The sequence below is a fragment of the Paraburkholderia caledonica NBRC 102488 genome (assembly GCF_000685095.1).
In the GTDB taxonomy this organism is placed as follows: domain Bacteria; phylum Pseudomonadota; class Gammaproteobacteria; order Burkholderiales; family Burkholderiaceae; genus Paraburkholderia; species Paraburkholderia caledonica.
In genome coordinates this window covers 598,780-614,890 of the sequence record NZ_BAYE01000002.1, presented here as the reverse complement: position 1 = coordinate 614,890, position 16,111 = coordinate 598,780, and the positions used below count along the sequence as shown (strand labels likewise).

Annotated in this window: 13 protein-coding genes; 9 read left to right on the top strand and 4 right to left on the bottom strand. The window is 63.0% G+C overall.

Annotation, left to right across the window (positions count from 1 at the left end; translation table 11 throughout):
* Positions 1–21: 21 nt before the first annotated feature.
* From BCA01S_RS06655 to BCA01S_RS06625, 7 genes are all read left to right on the top strand, one after another.
* A complete protein-coding gene (locus tag BCA01S_RS06655) occupies positions 22–1,962 on the top strand; it encodes an ABC transporter permease (protein WP_027776258.1) in 1,941 nt (646 codons plus the stop codon).
* Positions 1,959–2,768: an ABC transporter ATP-binding protein gene (locus tag BCA01S_RS06650; protein ID WP_027776257.1), complete on the top strand. Its 810-nt coding sequence runs from the start codon at positions 1,959–1,961 to the stop codon at positions 2,766–2,768. The genes BCA01S_RS06655 and BCA01S_RS06650 overlap by 4 nt, the downstream gene beginning before the upstream one ends.
* On the top strand, positions 2,765–3,478 hold the full coding sequence (locus BCA01S_RS06645; RefSeq protein ID WP_027776256.1) for an ABC transporter ATP-binding protein: 714 nt from the start codon (positions 2,765–2,767) through the stop codon (positions 3,476–3,478). Before BCA01S_RS06650 ends, BCA01S_RS06645 begins: the two co-directional genes overlap by 4 nt.
* Before the next feature lie 41 nt (positions 3,479–3,519).
* Positions 3,520–4,719: an amidohydrolase family protein gene (locus tag BCA01S_RS06640; RefSeq protein WP_020066614.1), complete on the top strand. Its 1,200-nt coding sequence runs from the start codon at positions 3,520–3,522 to the stop codon at positions 4,717–4,719.
* A gap of 31 nt (positions 4,720–4,750) precedes the next feature.
* Entirely contained in the window at positions 4,751–5,257 is a 507-nt protein-coding gene (locus BCA01S_RS06635) for a (2Fe-2S)-binding protein (protein ID WP_027776255.1), read from the top strand.
* A complete protein-coding gene (locus BCA01S_RS06630) occupies positions 5,254–8,877 on the top strand; it encodes a molybdopterin cofactor-binding domain-containing protein (protein WP_027776254.1) in 3,624 nt (1,207 codons plus the stop codon). Before BCA01S_RS06635 ends, BCA01S_RS06630 begins: the two co-directional genes overlap by 4 nt.
* Before the next feature lie 101 nt (positions 8,878–8,978).
* Positions 8,979–10,187 carry an ABC transporter substrate-binding protein gene (locus tag BCA01S_RS06625; protein ID WP_027776253.1) on the top strand — a complete coding sequence of 403 codons (1,209 nt, stop codon included), beginning with the start codon at positions 8,979–8,981 and terminating at the stop codon, positions 10,185–10,187.
* 131 nt (positions 10,188–10,318) lie between these two features.
* Here the strand turns inward: BCA01S_RS06625 and BCA01S_RS06620 are convergent, their stop codons facing one another.
* Positions 10,319–10,570 carry a hypothetical protein gene (locus BCA01S_RS06620; protein ID WP_006049586.1) on the bottom strand — a complete coding sequence of 84 codons (252 nt, stop codon included), beginning with the start codon at positions 10,568–10,570 and terminating at the stop codon, positions 10,319–10,321.
* 149 nt (positions 10,571–10,719) lie between these two features.
* On the opposite strand from BCA01S_RS06620, the gene BCA01S_RS06615 reads away from it, so the two are divergent.
* A complete protein-coding gene (locus tag BCA01S_RS06615) occupies positions 10,720–11,244 on the top strand; it encodes a DUF6496 domain-containing protein (protein WP_027776252.1) in 525 nt (174 codons plus the stop codon).
* Positions 11,245–11,259: 15 nt separating this feature from the next.
* Here BCA01S_RS06615 and aptA read toward each other — a convergent pair whose 3' ends face one another.
* A complete protein-coding gene (gene aptA, locus BCA01S_RS06610) occupies positions 11,260–12,588 on the bottom strand; it encodes an omega-aminotransferase AptA (RefSeq protein WP_027776251.1) in 1,329 nt (442 codons plus the stop codon).
* 292 nt (positions 12,589–12,880) lie between these two features.
* On the opposite strand from aptA, the gene BCA01S_RS06605 reads away from it, so the two are divergent.
* On the top strand, positions 12,881–14,296 hold the full coding sequence (locus tag BCA01S_RS06605) for an aminotransferase-like domain-containing protein (protein ID WP_027776250.1): 1,416 nt from the start codon (positions 12,881–12,883) through the stop codon (positions 14,294–14,296).
* Positions 14,297–14,334: 38 nt separating this feature from the next.
* On the opposite strand, the gene BCA01S_RS06600 is transcribed toward BCA01S_RS06605, so the two are convergent.
* Together BCA01S_RS06600 and BCA01S_RS06595 are read right to left on the bottom strand one after the other, a co-directional pair.
* A complete protein-coding gene (locus BCA01S_RS06600; protein WP_020066606.1) occupies positions 14,335–14,961 on the bottom strand; it encodes a LysE family translocator in 627 nt (208 codons plus the stop codon).
* A 547-nt stretch (positions 14,962–15,508) separates the two neighbouring features.
* Entirely contained in the window at positions 15,509–16,075 is a 567-nt protein-coding gene (locus tag BCA01S_RS06595; RefSeq protein WP_042318050.1) for a YSC84-related protein, read from the bottom strand.
* Positions 16,076–16,111 lie beyond the last annotated feature (36 nt).

Sequence of the window (16,111 nt, the reverse complement as noted above, 5' to 3'; positions counted from 1 at the left end):
AGCAAGCTGCCGAGGGTCTCGATGCTTTCGAATTTGCTGGTACAACTGGTCAACGGACTCGCCGATGCGTCGACGCTATTTCTCGTCGCCGCCGGCTTGTCGTTGATCTTTGGCGTAACGCGCATCGTCAACTTTGCGCACGGCTCGTTCTACATGTTCGGCATCTACGTGGCCTACAGCATCGCCAGCCGTTTCGGACACACCGCGGGCGGCTTCTGGCTTTCGGTGCTGGCCGCCGCTCTGATCGTGGCGGTGCTCGGCGCGCTCGTCGAGGTGATCGTGCTCAGGCGCATTTATCAGGCGCCGGAGTTGTTCCATCTTCTTGCCACGTTTGCACTCGTATTGATCTTTCGCGACGCCGCGTTGTGGCTATGGGGACCCGAAGATCTGTTCGGACCGCGCGCGCCGCATCTTGCGGGCGCAGTGGATTTTCTCGGCCATCCGTTGCCGACGTATGACATCGCATTGATCGTAATCGGCCCGGTGGTTTTGCTCCTGCTCTGGTATGCGTTGACGCGCACGCGTTGGGGCACGCTCGTGCGCGCGGCCACTCATGATCGCGAGATGCTTGGCGCGCTCGGCATCAATCAGGCGTGGCTGTTTACAGGCGTGTTTTTCGTCGGCGCATTTCTCGCCGGATTGGGCGGTGCGCTGCAAGGGCCGCGTATGTCGGCGAACCTCTCGCTCGATCTGGAGACGATCGGCAATGCGTTCGTGGTCGTCGTGGTCGGCGGCATGGGTTCGATTCCGGGCGCGTTCGTCGCGGCGCTGATCATCGCCGAGATCAAGGCGCTGTGCATCGGCATCGGACATGTGACGTTATTCGGTGTCGGTCTCTCGTTGAGCCGCTTTACGCTGGTTGCGGAATTCGTCGTGATGGCCGTCGTGCTCGTGGTGCGGCCTTGGGGTTTGCTCGGCCGCGCAAGTGCTGCAGTGCGCGGCATGGCCGCGCCGGAAGCGCCTCTGCGTCCAGCGGGAAAGCGGCTCAAATGGCTTGCCGCGATTGCACTGCTGATCCTGTTGCTCGCGCCGCTCACGGCGAATGCGTTCCCGTATATGCCGGTGCTGCTCGTTGAAATTCTCATCGCAGTGCTGTTCGCGACGAGTCTGCATTTCATCATGGGGCCGGGTGGCATGCATTCGTTCGGTCATGCTGCGTATTTCGGGCTCGGCGCATATGGCGCCGCACTCTTCCTCAAGGTGTTGAATCTGCCGATGGAAGCCGCCTTGCTGCTCGGACCGCTTCTGGCCGTTGCAGGCGCGCTGGTGTTCGGCTGGTTCTGTGTGCGCCTTTCCGGCGTGTACCTCGCAATGCTGACACTCGCGTTCGCACAGATCGTGTGGTCGGTCGTTTTCCAATGGGACGATGTGACGGGCGGCAGCAACGGCATTCTCGGCTTGTGGCCGTCTAACTGGCTGTCGTCGCCGGTGGCGTTTTATTACCTGACGCTTGCGTGTGCGGTGATCGGCGTATGGCTCCTGCGCCGCATGTTGTTCTCGCCGCTCGGATATGCAATGCGCGCGTCGCGAGATTCGGTGCTGCGCGCGGAGGCGATCGGCATCGACGTGAAGCGCGTGCAATGGGCCGCTTTCGTGATCGCGTCGCTGTTCTGCGGTCTCGCGGGTTCGTTGTATGCATTCTCCAAGGGCACGATATCGCCGGAAGTGATCAGCGTGAGCCGTTCCGTCGACGGACTCGTGATGGTGCTGCTCGGCGGCTTGCAGACGCTCACCGGGCCGATAGTCGGTGCGGCTGTTTTCACGTGGCTGCAGGACACCGTCGCGCGGCAGACCGATTACTGGCAGGCGCTGCTGGGCTTCACGATTCTGTTGCTGGTGATCGCGTTTCCGCAGGGCCTCGTCGGCTTTATCCGCGATCGTTTTGGCGATGACACGGCCGCCAACGCTGAGAACAACGGCCCGCAACCGTCGCAACGCACGGCGATCAAGGAGGGGCTATGAGCTTGCTGCACGTATCCGGCCTCTGCAAATCGTTCGGCGGTCTGAAAGCGGTCGACGACGTTTCATTCACGCTCGAAGCCGGCCAGCTTCTCGCATTGCTCGGGCCTAACGGCGCGGGCAAATCCACTTGCTTCAACATGGTCAACGGACAATTACCGCCTTCGTCAGGCTCTATCCGTTTCGACGGACACGAACTCGTCGGCATGCGTCCGCGCGACATCTGGCGGCTCGGCGTGGGCCGGACATTCCAGATCGCGGCAACCTTCAACTCAATGACGGTGCTCGAAAACGTGCAGATGGCCCTTGTCTCACGCGAACGCAAAACCTTCGGCGTGTGGAAGCCCGCGGCCTCGCGCTATGCAGATGAAGCGTTCGCGCTGCTCGAACAGGTCGGCATGGCCGCCGACGCGAACCGCGCATGCGGCGTTCTCGCGTATGGCGACGTGAAGCGTGTCGAGCTTGCCATTGCACTCGCGAACCGGCCGAAGCTTCTGTTGATGGACGAGCCCACTGCGGGCATGGCGCCGAAGGAGCGCAACGATCTGATGGCGCTGACCAGGCGGCTCGTCACGGAGCAGAAAATCGGCGTGCTGTTCACCGAGCACAGCATGGACGTGGTGTTCGCTTACGCCGACCGGATGATCGTGCTCGCGCGCGGCAAGCTGATCGCCGAGGGCGACGGTGACACGATCCGCAACGACCCGCGCGTGCAGGAAGTGTATTTCGGCACCGGCAAGACGTTTCAGCCGCACGCGGCGCTGCACGACATGGCAGGTGACCATGCTGCAAGGGGAGCGCTGCAATGAGCGAGCCGATGCTGAAAGTAACAGGCCTCAACGCGTTTTATGGCCGCGCTCACATTCTGTTCGATGTCGGCCTGGAAGTGGGCCGCGGCGAAGTTGTCGCGTTGATGGGCCGCAACGGCGCGGGCAAATCGACCACCATGAAAGCGGTAATGGGTCTGCTGCCGCGCCGCCAGGGAGAAGTCACCTTTCGCGGCCAGAACATTGCTGCGCTGGCACCCTACAAGATCGCTCGCATGGGCATGGGCTTCGTTCCAGAAGACCGGCGTGTCTTTGCCGATTTGACAGTGATGGAGAACCTCGACACTGGCCGCCAGCCGCCGCGCGAAGGCGCGCCGCAATGGACGCCGGAGAAGCTGTTCCGTCTGTTCCCCAACCTCGGCGAAATGCCGAAACGCCCCGGCGGTCAGATGAGCGGCGGCGAGCAGCAGATGCTCACCGTATCGCGCACGTTGATGGGTAACCCGTATCTCGTGTTGCTCGATGAACCGTCCGAGGGCGTGGCACCCGTGATCGTCGAGCAGATGGCCAATATGATTCTCGAACTCAAGCGCGAAGGGCTATCCATTCTGTTATCCGAACAGAACCTGCACTTCGCGGAGCTGGTCAGCGACCGCGCATATGTGCTCGAAAAAGGGCAGATCCGTTTTAGCGGCACGATCGGCGAACTGGCAAGTAACGAAACAGTGAGGCGCGCTTACCTTAGCGTTTGATTCGCGTGTGATTAGGACAGTCGTTGCGAAAGGAGAGGCAGATGGCAGCAGAGACGTTGACAGGCTTGTCGGGCAAGGTCGCGGTAACGAACATCGGGCTGCTGTTATCCGGCGACATCGATCAGCCGATTCTCGACGCCGACACGCTGGTGATCGACGACGGCGTGATCGTTGCTGTGGGCAAAGAGAAAGACTGCGACCTTGAGGGCGCGCGCACCACGGTGGACTGCAAGGGTACGACCGTCGCGCCCGGCCTGATCGACTCGCACGTGCATCCGGTATTCGGCGACTGGACGCCGCGCCAGAACCAGATGGGCTGGATCGAATCGAATCTGAACGGCGGCGTAACAACAATGATCTCAGCCGGCGAAGTACATTTACCTGGTCGTCCGAAAGATGTGCTCGGCGTGAAGGCACTGGCGATCACCGCGCAGCGTTCGTTCGAAGGCATGCGCGGCGCGGGAGTCGGCGGCGGCGTCAAGGTGATGGCGGGCGCGCCGGTCATCGAGAAGGGCATGGTCGAGGAGGATTTCAAGGAGCTGTCCGAAGCGGGCGTGAAGCTGCTCGGCGAAGTCGGTCTCGGCAGCGTGAAGGCCGGCGAGGAAGCCGCGCAGATGGTTGCGTGGGCGCGTAAGTACGGCATTCAGAGCACGATTCATACGGGCGGCCCCTCCATTCCCGGCTCCGGCCTGATCGACCGCGACGTGGTGCTGGAGGCCGATGCCGACGTAATCGGCCACATCAACGGCGGACATACGTCGCTGTCTTACCGGCATGTTTGCGATTTGTGCGAGCAGTCGAGCCGCGCACTCGAGATAGTTCATAACGGCAACGAACGCATCGCATTGCTGACGGCCCGTCATGCGGTCGAACTGAAATGCCCGCACCGGATCATTCTCGGCACCGACAGTCCCGCCGGCTCCGGCGTCCAACCGTTGGGCATTTTGCGGATGATCGCGCTCATTTCCAGTCTCGCGGATGTGCCCGCTGAAATCGCGTTCTGCTTCGCGACCGGCAATACCGCGCGTCAGCGGAACTTACGCCAGGGCTTGATCGAGGTGGGACGTCCCGCCGACCTCGTCTTCATGGACCGCGCGCAACATACGGCGGCTGACACGCTGCTCGAAAGCGTGCAGCTCGGCGACATTCCGGGCGTTGGCATGGTGATGATCGACGGTTTGATCCGTTGCAGGCGCAGTCGTAATACGCCGCCCGCGACCGAAGTGCCGGTCGTGCTGTGAGCGCGCAACGGTTAGCGCGCGCGGTGTGCTCGTGAACGGGCCCGCGCCGCTCGCGCTGAAAGTCAACGGCGCGACGCATCTTGTCAGCGCCGCCGCCGACACGCCGTTGCTTTATCTGTTGCGCAACGACCTCGCGCTCAACGGTCCGAAGTTCGGCTGCGGACTGGGCGAGTGCGGCGCATGCACGGTGCTGCTCGACGGCGTGCCGACGCGTGCGTGCGTGACGACCGCCAAAGTTGCACTAGGCCGCGAGATCACCACGCTCGAAGGACTGGGTACACGTGCCGCGCTGCATCCAGTGCAACAGGCTTTTATCGAAGAGCAGGCCGCGCAATGCGGCTATTGCCTGAGCGGCATGATCATGACGGCGAAGGCGTTGCTCGATCGCGATCCGCATCCCAGTGTGGAAACGATCCGACGCGAGTTGTCGCGCAACCTGTGCCGCTGCGGCACACATGTGGAGATCGTGCGTGCTGTGCAGCGCGCCGCAGAACTACTCGCGTCGCAAAAGAATGCTTCCGAAGGGGCGCGCGCATGACAGGACCGGATTTCAGCGTCGATCGCCGGGCCACTGTGCCGTCGCGCAAGCAGTTGTATGACGCGCAGAGCGTGCTGATCGTCATGCGCGCGCCGCAAGCGCCGGTCAAGCCGCCTGTCGGTCAACCCGGCTCGCGGTCGTCGTTTGTTCAAGGCGAGCCCGATATGTTTCTCGCCGTGCGCGACGACGGCAGCGCGATCGCGTTCAACGGCCATGTCGATCTCGGCACGGGCATCGGCACCGCGCTTGCGCAGATCGTCGCGGAAGAACTGGATCTGCCTTTGACGCGCGTGTCGATCGTGCTCGGTCACACGAACGAAACGCCGAATCAGGGGCCGACTATCGCAAGCGCCACGATGCAGATAACGGCAGTGCCGTTGCGGCATGCGGCAGCGCAGGCGCGTCAATGGCTCCTCGCGCAGGCGGCGGCGCGCTTCGGCGTGGATGTGGAAAAGCTCGCTGTACGTGACGGCATGGTGTTCGAACACGACGGCGACAACGCGGTAGAGAAAGCAAGGCACATCGGCTACGGCGAGTTGATCGCAGGGCAGCGAGTCGAATTGCAGCTGGTTACCGACGCGCCTTTGAAATCGCCGCATGCCTACAAGATCGTCGGCACGAGCGCGCCGCGCGTCGACATTCCCGCGAAGGCAACGGGCGAATTGAGCTTCGTGCACGACGTGCGTGTGCCCGGCATGCTGCACGGCCGCGTAGTGCGCCCGCCGTATGCGGGGATCGCGCAGGGCGATTTTGTCGGCAACAGCCTGCTGCATGTGGACGAAGAATCGATTCGCGACTTGTCCGGCATCGTCAAAGTAGTGGTCATACGCGACTTTGTAGGCATCGTGGCCGAACGTGAGGAAGTCGCGCAACAAGCGGCGAAGCGGCTCCATGTGCAGTGGAAAGCCGCCCAACCGTTGCCGCCGCTAGAAACCAGTGAAGAAGTAGAAGCCGCATTGCGTGCAAATCCGGCGAAACGGCGCGACCTCGTGATCGACGGCGATGTCGACGCGGCGCTTTCGCACGACCCCAGTCGCACGCTGAATCGCACCTACGTGTGGCCGTTTCAGATGCACGCGTCGATCGGCCCTTCGTGCGCGGTTGCCGATTATCGCCAGGGCGCGCTGAAGGTGTGGTCCGGCACGCAGAATCCGCATTCGCTGCGCGCCGACCTTGCATTGCTGATGTCGATGGACGAGGCGCTCATCGACATCGTGCGGATGGATGCGGCCGGCTGCTACGGTCGCAATTGCGCGGACGATGTCGCCGCCGACGCCGCTCTGCTGTCGCGCGCGACCGGCGCCCCGGTGCGCGTGCAACTGTCACGCGAGGACGAGCACGCGTGGGAGCCGAAGGGCGCGGCGCAATTGATGGACGTGCGCGGCGCGTTGAGCGCCGAAGGCGAACTGGCGGCTTACGACTTCGCGACGCGTTATCCGTCGAACGACGCGCCTACGTTGGCGCTGCTGCTGACCGGCGTGCTGTCCGCGCAGCCGCAAGTCTTCGAAATGGGCGACCGAACGGCGGTGCCGCCATACGATTATCGGTCGATGCGCGTGGTTTGCGACGACACGCCGCCCATCGTGCGTGCGTCGTGGCTGCGCGGCGTGTCCGCGTTGCCGAACACGTTCGCGCACGAGTCGTTCATCGACGAACTCGCGGCCGAAGCGGGCGTCGATCCGGTCGAATTTCGCCTGAAACATTTGAGCGACCCCCGTGCCGTCGAACTGGTGAAGGCGGTCGCCGAGCGTGCGGGTTGGCAACCGCGAGAGCCGCGAACCGACCAGCCTAAAGAAGAAGGCGACATCGCGCGCGGCCGCGGCATTGCTTACGCACGCTATGTGCACAGCAAGTTTCCCGGCTTCGGCGCGGCGTGGTGCGCGTGGGTCGCCGACGTCGAAGTGAACCGCCGAAGCGGCGAACTCGCGGTGACGCGCGTGGTGGTCGGCCAGGATACCGGCACCGTGATCAACCCCGACGGCGTGCGTCATCAGATTCACGGCAACGTGATTCAGGCGACGAGCCGCGCACTGAAAGAGCGCGTGACGTTCGACCGGAACGCGGTGACGAGTCAGGAGTGGGGTGCATACCCGATCCTCACGTTCCGTGAAGTGCCCGTGATCGACGTCGTGATGATGCCGCGCCACGGCGAGCCGCCGATGGGCGCGGGCGAGTCTGCGTCGCTGCCCGGCGCGGCGGCGATTGCGAATGCGCTGTACGACGCGACCGGCGTGCGTTTTCGCAAGCCGCCTTTCACGCCCGAAACGATCCGCGCCGCGCTCGCCGATGCGCAGGCCGCAGACGCCGCGTCGCGCCGCAAGAAGCGCTGGCGCTTGGGTTTTCTCGGTGCATTTGCCGCGAGCGCTGCGGGCTGGCTCGGTGCGTCGGCGTGGGCGCCGCCGCCCATTGCGCCGATTGCGCCGCCGCTTGCCAGTTCGTTCGCGCCGGAACTCGTCGCGCGCGGCAAGCTGCTGGCCTCGCTCGGCAATTGTGCGGTGTGCCATACGGCACGCAACGGTGTGCCGAACGCCGGCGGCAAGCCGCTCGAGACACCGTTCGGCACCGTCTACAGTACGAACATCACGCCCGACGCGCAGACGGGCATCGGCTCATGGTCGCTCGAAGCGTTCGTTCGCGCGATGCGCGAGGGCATTAGCCGCGACGGCCATCGGCTGTATCCGGCGTTTCCGTACACGTCGTTCAGGAACACTTCCGACGACGACCTCAAGGCGCTCTACGCGTACCTGATGTCGCAAACGCCGGTTCGCTTCCGTTCGCCGGAAACGAAGCTGCCGTTTCCGTTCAGCGCGCGTCCGCTGATGTCCGCATGGAACGGCCTCTTCCTCGGACGCAATACGTTCGCTGCGAGCGCGACGCAAAGCGCGCAGTGGAATCGAGGCGCGTATCTCGTCAACGGTCTCGGACATTGCAGCGCGTGCCACACGCCGCGCAACGCTTTCGGCGCCGAGAAGACCGGTGCGGCGTTCATGGGTGGCGGCAGCGCGGAAGGCTGGGAAGCGCCTGCGTTGTCGTCGCTTTCTAACTCTCCTGTGCCGTGGAGCGAAGACGAACTGTTCAGCTATCTGCGCTTCGGGCACGCGCCGCTGCATGGGGTCGCGGCCGGGCCGATGGCGCCGGTCGTCGCGGATCTCGCTGCGTTGCCCGACAGCGATATTCGCGCAATGGCAAACTACCTTGCGTCGCTCAATCCCATTGAAGCGAATGTCGATACCGCCGCGATGGCGCGTCAATACGAACACGCAAGCGCGATCACCGGCACGCCGGCCGGCCTCGGCGCTCGGCTTTTCGACGGTGCATGTGCCGCCTGTCACCACACGGGCAGCGGGCCGCAGCTGTTCGGCGCGCATCCGTCGCTGGCGCTCAATACGAATCTGCACGGCGCGACGCCCGATAATCTGATCCGCGTGATACTCGACGGTATCGGCTCGCCTGCGCGGCCTGAACTCGGTACGATGCCGGCTTACCGCGACAGTTTCAACGACGCCCAGGTCGCCGAACTGGTGTCGTATCTGCGGCAGCAGTTCGCGGGCGGCAAGCCGGCCTGGCAGGACGTTGCCGCAAGCGTCGCGCGGATTCGCGCAACGCCGGTCGCCGAGTGAGCGTGCTACGCAGCGACCGGTCAACCGTTCGCTCGATCGCCGCTGCAATGCCGGACAGAAAACCAAAGCATTCCCGCAATCCCTTTGATACGGAGAAACGCATGACCACGCGCGCAAGATGGATCTCTCGCCTGACGCTATCGACGGTGCTGTCGTTCGCCGCCTTCGCCGCGAATGCACAGCAGACCATCAAGATCGGCGAAATCAACAGCTACAAGGCGCAGCCGGCCTTTCTCGGTCCTTACAAGAACGGCTGGAATCTTGCACTGGAACAGATCAACGCTGGCGGAGGCGTGCTCGGCAAAAAGCTCGAAGTCGTTTCGCGCGACGACAACGGCAACCCCGGCGACACGATCCGCGTCGCGCAGGAACTGACCGCGCGGGAACAGGTGCAACTGCTGTTCGGTGGTTTCCTGTCGAACACAGGGCTCGCGCTCACCGACTTCGCGAAGCAGAAGAAGATCTTTTTCCTTGCCGCCGAGCCGCTGACCGACAAGATCGTTTGGGCGGACGGCAACAAATATACGTATCGTCTGCGTCCTTCCACGTACATGCAGGTTGCGATGCTCGTGCCCGAAGCGGCCAAGCTGAAAAAGAAGCGCTGGGCGCTGGTCTATCCGAACTACGAGTACGGACAATCGGCGGTCGCGACTTTCAAGAAACTGCTGAGCGCCGCGCAGCCTGACGTGCAGTTCGTTGCCGAGCAGGCCACGCCGCTCGGCAACGTGGACGCGGGCGCGGTCACGCAGGCAATCGCCGACGCCAAGCCCGACGCAATTTTCAACGTGCTGTTCGGCGCCGATCTCGGCAAGTTCGTACGTGAGGGCAATACGCGCGGCCTGTTCAAGGACCGCAGCGTCGTGTCGCTGCTGACGGGCGAGCCGGATTATCTCGATCCGCTGGGCGCCGAAGCGCCGGCCGGCTGGATCGTGACGGGCTACCCGTGGTATTCGATCGATACGGCGGCCAACAAGAAATTCGTCGACGCGTATCAGGCGAAGTATCACGACTATCCGCGGCTCGGCTCGGTGGTTGGTTATTCGGCGCTCATGTCGATTGCGGCCGGCATCAAAAAGGCGGGTTCCGTCGATACCGACAAGCTCGCGGCGGCTTTCAAGGGACTTGGCGTGGAAACGCCGTTCGGGCCGATCACCTATCGCGCGCAGGACAATCAGTCGACGATGGGTGCTTACGTCGGCGTGACCGGTCTGAAGGACGGCAAAGGCGTGATGACGTCGTATCGCTATGTCGACGGCGCGAGCGTTCAGCCGTCGGACGCCGAGGTGAAGAAGCTGCGGCCCGCCGAGTAAGCTTACTGTCGCGGCGCGAGCGTGCCGCCACGCCTGCGGCGGCCCATGCCGCAGGCGTCCATCCATGCCGGCGCTGATGAGGCGCCGGGCCGCCGGCGGAACATCCGGCCGGCTCGCTTGAGCCGAAGGCGCTATTCTTCGGCGTCGTGCTCGGCCACGAAACGCCTCAGATACGCCAGCACGGCTGCCTCGACCGCGCGATGATCGGCGGTACTTTTTGAGCCGGCGTTCTCCTCGTCGCCGAACAGCGACGAAGGCGCGTCGTGCACGTCGATTTCCTGCCCCTCGCGGAAGATGCGAATCTCGTGGACGTCTTCCGCGTATTCGGCAATCCAATGCACGCCTTCGATGTGCGCACCCGCGCGCACGGTGGGAATCTTCATGGATGTCTCCCGTTCGAGCCGGTCAAGTGCCAACTCTTGATGACACCATACGCCGTCGACGTGAACGGCGCGAGTCCCGACAGCTTGGATGACAACCCCGGCACACGCATTGCTCAGCGACAAGAGCCACTTTCAACCGGAGAACCGTCATGCCCGAAAAGAAAACCGTGAAGCGTGCCGAAGCCGACAAACGCGCCGGCAAGTCAGCAAGCACGCAAGCTGGAGAGTTCGTCAAGGAGCAGGTGGACAAGGTGCGCGCCGGCAAGCACGGCGTCAGGTCGCCGAAGCAGGCGATCGCCATTGGCCTCTCGGAAGCGCGTCGCGCGGGCGTGGATCTGAAGGCGCCGAAGAAAGGCGCCGCAAGCGAGGCCACGCGCAAGAAAGCCGAGAAGGACAGCGCTGCGGGGCAGAAGAAGAGCACCGCAAAAAAGACGGCCAGCAAGGAGTCGACGGCGAAGCGCTCGCGCGCCTCCACCAATGCGCTCAAGCGCGAGAGCAAGGCAGGCGCATCGCATTCGGCGATGTCGAAGCAGGCAAAGACCGCCGCAGCGAAGCGTCCGGCGGCGAGCCGCTCGGCGGCCGCCAAGAAAGCGGCTGCGACCAAAGGTGCAGCGGGCCGTTCGGCGGCGGCCAGGAAGGCGGCTCAGACGCGCGCGGCTCGCGCGCATCATTGAGCCCCGGGGTGGACCTTACTGCACGGTGGCCAGTACGTCGCCGACAGTCTTGAAGATGTGCGCGATCTGCTCTTCGTTGATGATGAGCGGCGGCGAGAACGCAAGAATGTCGCCGGTGAAGCGCACCAGCACGCCCGCTTCGAAGCATTTGACAAATGCTTCGTAAGCGCGTGCGCCGGGCGCGCCGTCGCGCGGTTCGAGTTCGATGCCCGCGATCATGCCAAGGTTGCGGATGTCCTTCACGTGCTTCGCGCCGCGCAGCGAGTGAGCGGCGGCTTCGAACGTCGGCGCGAGCGACGCGGCGCGCTCGAAGAGTCCTTCGCGGCCATAAAGATCGAGCGTAGCGATAGCCGCGGCGACGGCCGCCGGGTGCGCCGAATACGTGTAGCCGTGGAATAGCTCGATCGCGCCTTGCGCGCCCGCGTTGACGATCGTGTCGTGCACCGTGCGGCTTGCCGCGACCGCGCCCATCGGAATCGACGCGTTGTTGATCGCCTTGGCCATCGTGATGAGGTCCGGCGTCACGCCGAAATATTCACTTGCCGTGGCCTTGCCGACGCGGCCGAAGCCGGTGATCACTTCGTCGAAAATCAGCAGGATGCCGTGCTTCGTGCAGATTTCGCGCAGCTTCTGCAGATAGCCTTGCGGCGGAATCAGCACGCCCGTCGATCCGGCGACCGGTTCCACGATCACCGCGGCAATCGTCGACGCGTCGTGCAGCGTGACGATGCGCTCCAGTTCCTCTGCGAGGTGCGCGCCCCAAGCCGGCTGGCCCTTCGAGAAAGCGTTGTGTTCGAGGTTGTGCGTGTGCGGCAGATGATCGACCGCCGGCAGCAACGCACCGGAGAAAGTCTTGCGATTAGGCGCGATGCCGCCGACCGAAATGCCGCCGAAACCCACGCCGTGATACCCGCGCTCGCGGCCGATCAGGCGCGTGCGCTGCCCTTCGCCGCGCGAGCGGTGGTAGGCGAGCGCGATCTTCAGCGCGGTGTCGACCGATTCGGAGCCCGAGTTCGTAAAGAAGATGCGGTCGAGGCCCTCGGGCATCAGTTCGGCGACTTTTGTGGCCGCTTCGAACGCGAGCGGATGGCCCATCTGGAAAGTCGGCGCGAAGTCGAGCGTGGAGAGCTGCTGTGTAATCGCGGCGACGATCTCGTCGCGGCTGTGTCCCGCGTTGACGCACCAGAGACCCGCGCAGCCGTCGAGCACTTCGCGGCCGTCCGTGCTGCGGTAATACATGCCTTTCGCCGACTCTAGCAGGCGCGGCGCGGCCTTGAACTGGCGGTTGGCGGTGAAGGGCATCCAGAAAGACGACAGATCGTCGATGACGGGGCGCGAAGTCATGGGTTCTCCTCGAAGTGGTTTCCCGATAGGGACTTCCGTTGGGGCGCCCCCTGACGCATTTCCATAGAGGCACCCCGAGGGCACTTCCCGTGGGCATAGCCAAAACTGTAGCGTTCGCGGTTTAATGGCGGCATAAACAGTTGACGCGGTGTCGCGCTAACTGTGTTGGTGGATTCGCGGCAACTGTGTCGACCGCATCGCCTGGATCACGCGTCGAACGGCAGGTTGCGGCGCGCCGTTTCCGCGTCATTCATTTAGGCCGTTCGCCGCGGCCGCCTTTTTCGTCCTGACCATGATCGAATTGAACCTCGAGCGCGACCGGCGCGCCGCTCCGACGCTGGTCGAACAGGTTGTGCAAGGCTTCGCCCTGGCGATCGAGGCTCAATCGCTGCGCGCGGGCGCGTTGCTGCCCTCCGTCCGGCAACTGGCCCAAAGTCATGAACTCAGTACGTTCACGGTGACGGAAGCGTACAACCGTCTCGTGTCGATGGGGCTCGTGGTCGCCCGGCGCGGCTCCGGATATCGCGTGGCGGCGCGCTCGTCGTCCAGGCGGCCTGCGGTGACCGACTGGCAGCCGCCGAGCCTCACCGCGACCTGGCTCCTGTCCGACGTGTTCGCCGATCATTCGGTGCCGATCAAGGCGGGCGGCGGCTGGCTGCCGAACGAGTGGATCAACGAAACGGGTCTGCAGCACGCGCTGCGTGCGATGAGCCGCGTGCCTGCGGCGCGGTTCGGCGATTACGGTCATCCATACGGGTTCGCGTCGTTGCGCGAGCGCATCGCGGAGCAGCTCGACCGGCGCGGCTTGCCGGTCGACGTGTCGAACGTGTTGCTCACGCAAGGCGCGACGCAGGGGCTCGACCTGATCGTGCGTACCTTGCTGCGCGCGGGAGATTCGGTGATCGTCGAAGATCCGGGTTATTGCAACCTGCTGCAGATTCTCAAGCTGGCGGGACTGGTCGTGCATGGCGTGCCGCGCACGCCCGCCGGTGTCGATACCGATGTACTCGAAACGCTCGTCGCGCAGCACAAGCCCAAGGCCATTTTCGTCAACACGACGCTGCAGAATCCGACCGGCGCGACCTTCGGCATGTCGGCCGCGTTTCGCTTGCTGCAGATCGCCGAGCGTCAGCGCATGTGGGTGATCGAGGACGACGTGAGCCGCGAGCTGGCGCCGTCCGGTGCGCCGCTGTTCGCCGCAATGGAAGGCTTGCAGCGCGTGCTCTATGTCAGCGGTTTTTCGAAGACGGTAACGCCGGGGCTGCGCTGCGGCTATGTGGTCGCGGAGCGCGCGGTGCTGCGTGAGCTGGCGCGCACGAAGATGGCGGTGGGGCTGACGTCGTCGGAAGCGATCGAGCGGATTGTGGACAAAGTGCTGCTCGAAGGGCGCTACGCGCGCCACGTGGAAGCCGTGAACGAGCGGCTGAAGCTCGCGCACGCAACCGTCGAGGAGCGGCTGGATTCGCTCGGGCTCGAAGTGTTTCATCGCCCGCGCGCAGGGCTTTTTCTATGGGCGCGTTTGCCGATCGACGCCGCGCGCGCCGGCGACGTGGCGACCGCCGCGCTCACGCACGGCATCTGGCTTGCACCCGGCTCCTACTTCCGTCCCGACGACGCGCCGAGCGCATGGTTCCGCTTCAACGCCCCGTATTCAACCGACGACGCGTTGTGGCGCTTCATCGAGCAGGTTGGGCATGGCGTGATCTAGCCGCACGCAGGTGTCCGGATGACAGGGCGCCCACGCGCTCACGCGCGGATGGTGTCGATCAGCTTCAGTGCGATCGGATAAAGCGAGCAAACCAGCAGCAGCGCCATTGCGATATTGAAGACGCGCAGGCGCTTCGGGTCGGACAGCACACGGCGCATTGCGGTGCCGAAACCGGCCCACAGGCAGATGCACGGAAAGCCGATCACATAGAACAGCGCCGCCATTGCTATCGCGTTCATGCTGTAGCTCTCGCTCAAATGGATCGTCGTGGCGGCGGTCAATACCATCATCCATGCCTTCGGATTGACCCACTGGAAAGCGATGGCTTCATAGAATTTCATTGGCCTGCGCTCGCCCTGCTTCACTTTCAATTCGCCGGACGTGCCGATTTTCCACGCGAGGTAAAGCAGGTACGCGACGCTCGCAACTTCGAGCACCGTGTAGAGCACCGGGAACTGAATGAAGGCTTCGCCGAGACCGATGCCGACCGACAGCATCAACAGCACCACGCCGGCGCTAATGCCCGACAGGTGCGGCAACGTGCGGCGAAAACCGAAGTTGACGCCCGAAGCCAGCAGCATGGTGTTGTTCGGACCTGGCGTGATCGTAGTGACGAGCGCGAACAGGATGCCGGCTGGCAGCGCGCTGAGCGTGAAATAAGACATGGCTGACTCCAAAGACTGGCAGAGGACTTTGGAGCATTCTAGCGAGCGTTGCCGGTACAGTACCTGTACGGATTTGAGGATGGTGTCCGGTACAGACGCCTGTGAGCGGCGTGGGCCGCGCGTGACGACGTCGTGACGTAAGACGACACCAATGTTGAGATTTACGACATCAAAAATGAGATTTTCGGCATATTAAATGGGATTTTTTGGTCCATATTCAAAATTATTAGGGTTGGGGGTGTCATGAAGTATTCAATAAAAACCACGCTAAAAAGTGGCTATCACGCGCAACCCCTAAAAAATATGGCGGAAGATATAAAACTCGGGACGTGGATATATCAACCTGATGCGGCGTTCCGACGCTGGATTGAACAGTTGGATGAGAAGGGCTTTGCGCCCAACTCGACCAAGCTCTACAAGGCGATGTTCGGCTCGTTTCGACGCTATATGAAGGAATGTCGTCCGCCACAAACCGTGCTAACAATCAGCGCGTCCCATATAAAGAGTTTTTTGGACAGCCTTGGCCTACATTTAACACTTGGCGAAATCAACGAGGCTTGTAAGAGAACTTCTGGCCGCCAACGCTTGCCTCGTACATCAGCCCGCCCTTGGCCACGGTAAACACAGCGATGCCTTTTCGATAGGCGCCTGTCGTTTTGGCATCTTTCTTGCCGCCACTTACGTTAGTAGACGTGCCGCCCGCAGTGCCTGCCTGTGCGCCGGCCGCCGCAGTGATCGCGATCGCGTTGGCATCTGCGCCGAATTCAAAGTTACCCTTGGTGAATTCTCTGAGGGCTCGTTCATCCTCGAACAAGATGAGTTCACTGTACACTTGGCCGCCAAGTTGCAAGCCCACAGTGACCTGAGTCATCGACGTATCGCCAATATATTTCCCTTTCTCATAGACTCGACCCTTCCCATGGGCACCGCCTATACCGACCCCTCCCTTGCCAATCTTCGGAAATACAGCGTAACCATAGGCACTATGCAGAAGACTGCCGCTTTCCCCCGCATTCTTGAATAGGTTGAGGGTCGCCGTATATTCGTCGGCCCGAGCAGCGGAAATAGGCAACATCAGCAAGACCGTCAGCGTCAATATCAGACGTTTGAGCATGATATGTTCTCCATGGATTATTCGCGTTCAAGCACT

Coding starts and splice junctions, on each gene's coding strand:
- BCA01S_RS06655 (WP_027776258.1), top strand. CDS start 22: ATGCTTTCGAATTTGCTGGTACAACTGGTCAACGGACTCGCCGATGCG.
- BCA01S_RS06650 (WP_027776257.1), top strand. CDS start 1,959: ATGAGCTTGCTGCACGTATCCGGCCTCTGCAAATCGTTCGGCGGTCTG.
- BCA01S_RS06645 (WP_027776256.1), top strand. CDS start 2,765: ATGAGCGAGCCGATGCTGAAAGTAACAGGCCTCAACGCGTTTTATGGC.
- BCA01S_RS06640 (WP_020066614.1), top strand. CDS start 3,520: ATGGCAGCAGAGACGTTGACAGGCTTGTCGGGCAAGGTCGCGGTAACG.
- BCA01S_RS06630 (WP_027776254.1), top strand. CDS start 5,254: ATGACAGGACCGGATTTCAGCGTCGATCGCCGGGCCACTGTGCCGTCG.
- BCA01S_RS06625 (WP_027776253.1), top strand. CDS start 8,979: ATGACCACGCGCGCAAGATGGATCTCTCGCCTGACGCTATCGACGGTG.
- BCA01S_RS06620 (WP_006049586.1), bottom strand. CDS start 10,570: ATGAAGATTCCCACCGTGCGCGCGGGTGCGCACATCGAAGGCGTGCAT.
- BCA01S_RS06615 (WP_027776252.1), top strand. CDS start 10,720: ATGCCCGAAAAGAAAACCGTGAAGCGTGCCGAAGCCGACAAACGCGCC.
- aptA (WP_027776251.1), bottom strand. CDS start 12,588: ATGACTTCGCGCCCCGTCATCGACGATCTGTCGTCTTTCTGGATGCCC.
- BCA01S_RS06605 (WP_027776250.1), top strand. CDS start 12,881: ATGATCGAATTGAACCTCGAGCGCGACCGGCGCGCCGCTCCGACGCTG.
- BCA01S_RS06600 (WP_020066606.1), bottom strand. CDS start 14,961: ATGTCTTATTTCACGCTCAGCGCGCTGCCAGCCGGCATCCTGTTCGCG.
- BCA01S_RS06595 (WP_042318050.1), bottom strand. CDS start 16,075: ATGCTCAAACGTCTGATATTGACGCTGACGGTCTTGCTGATGTTGCCT.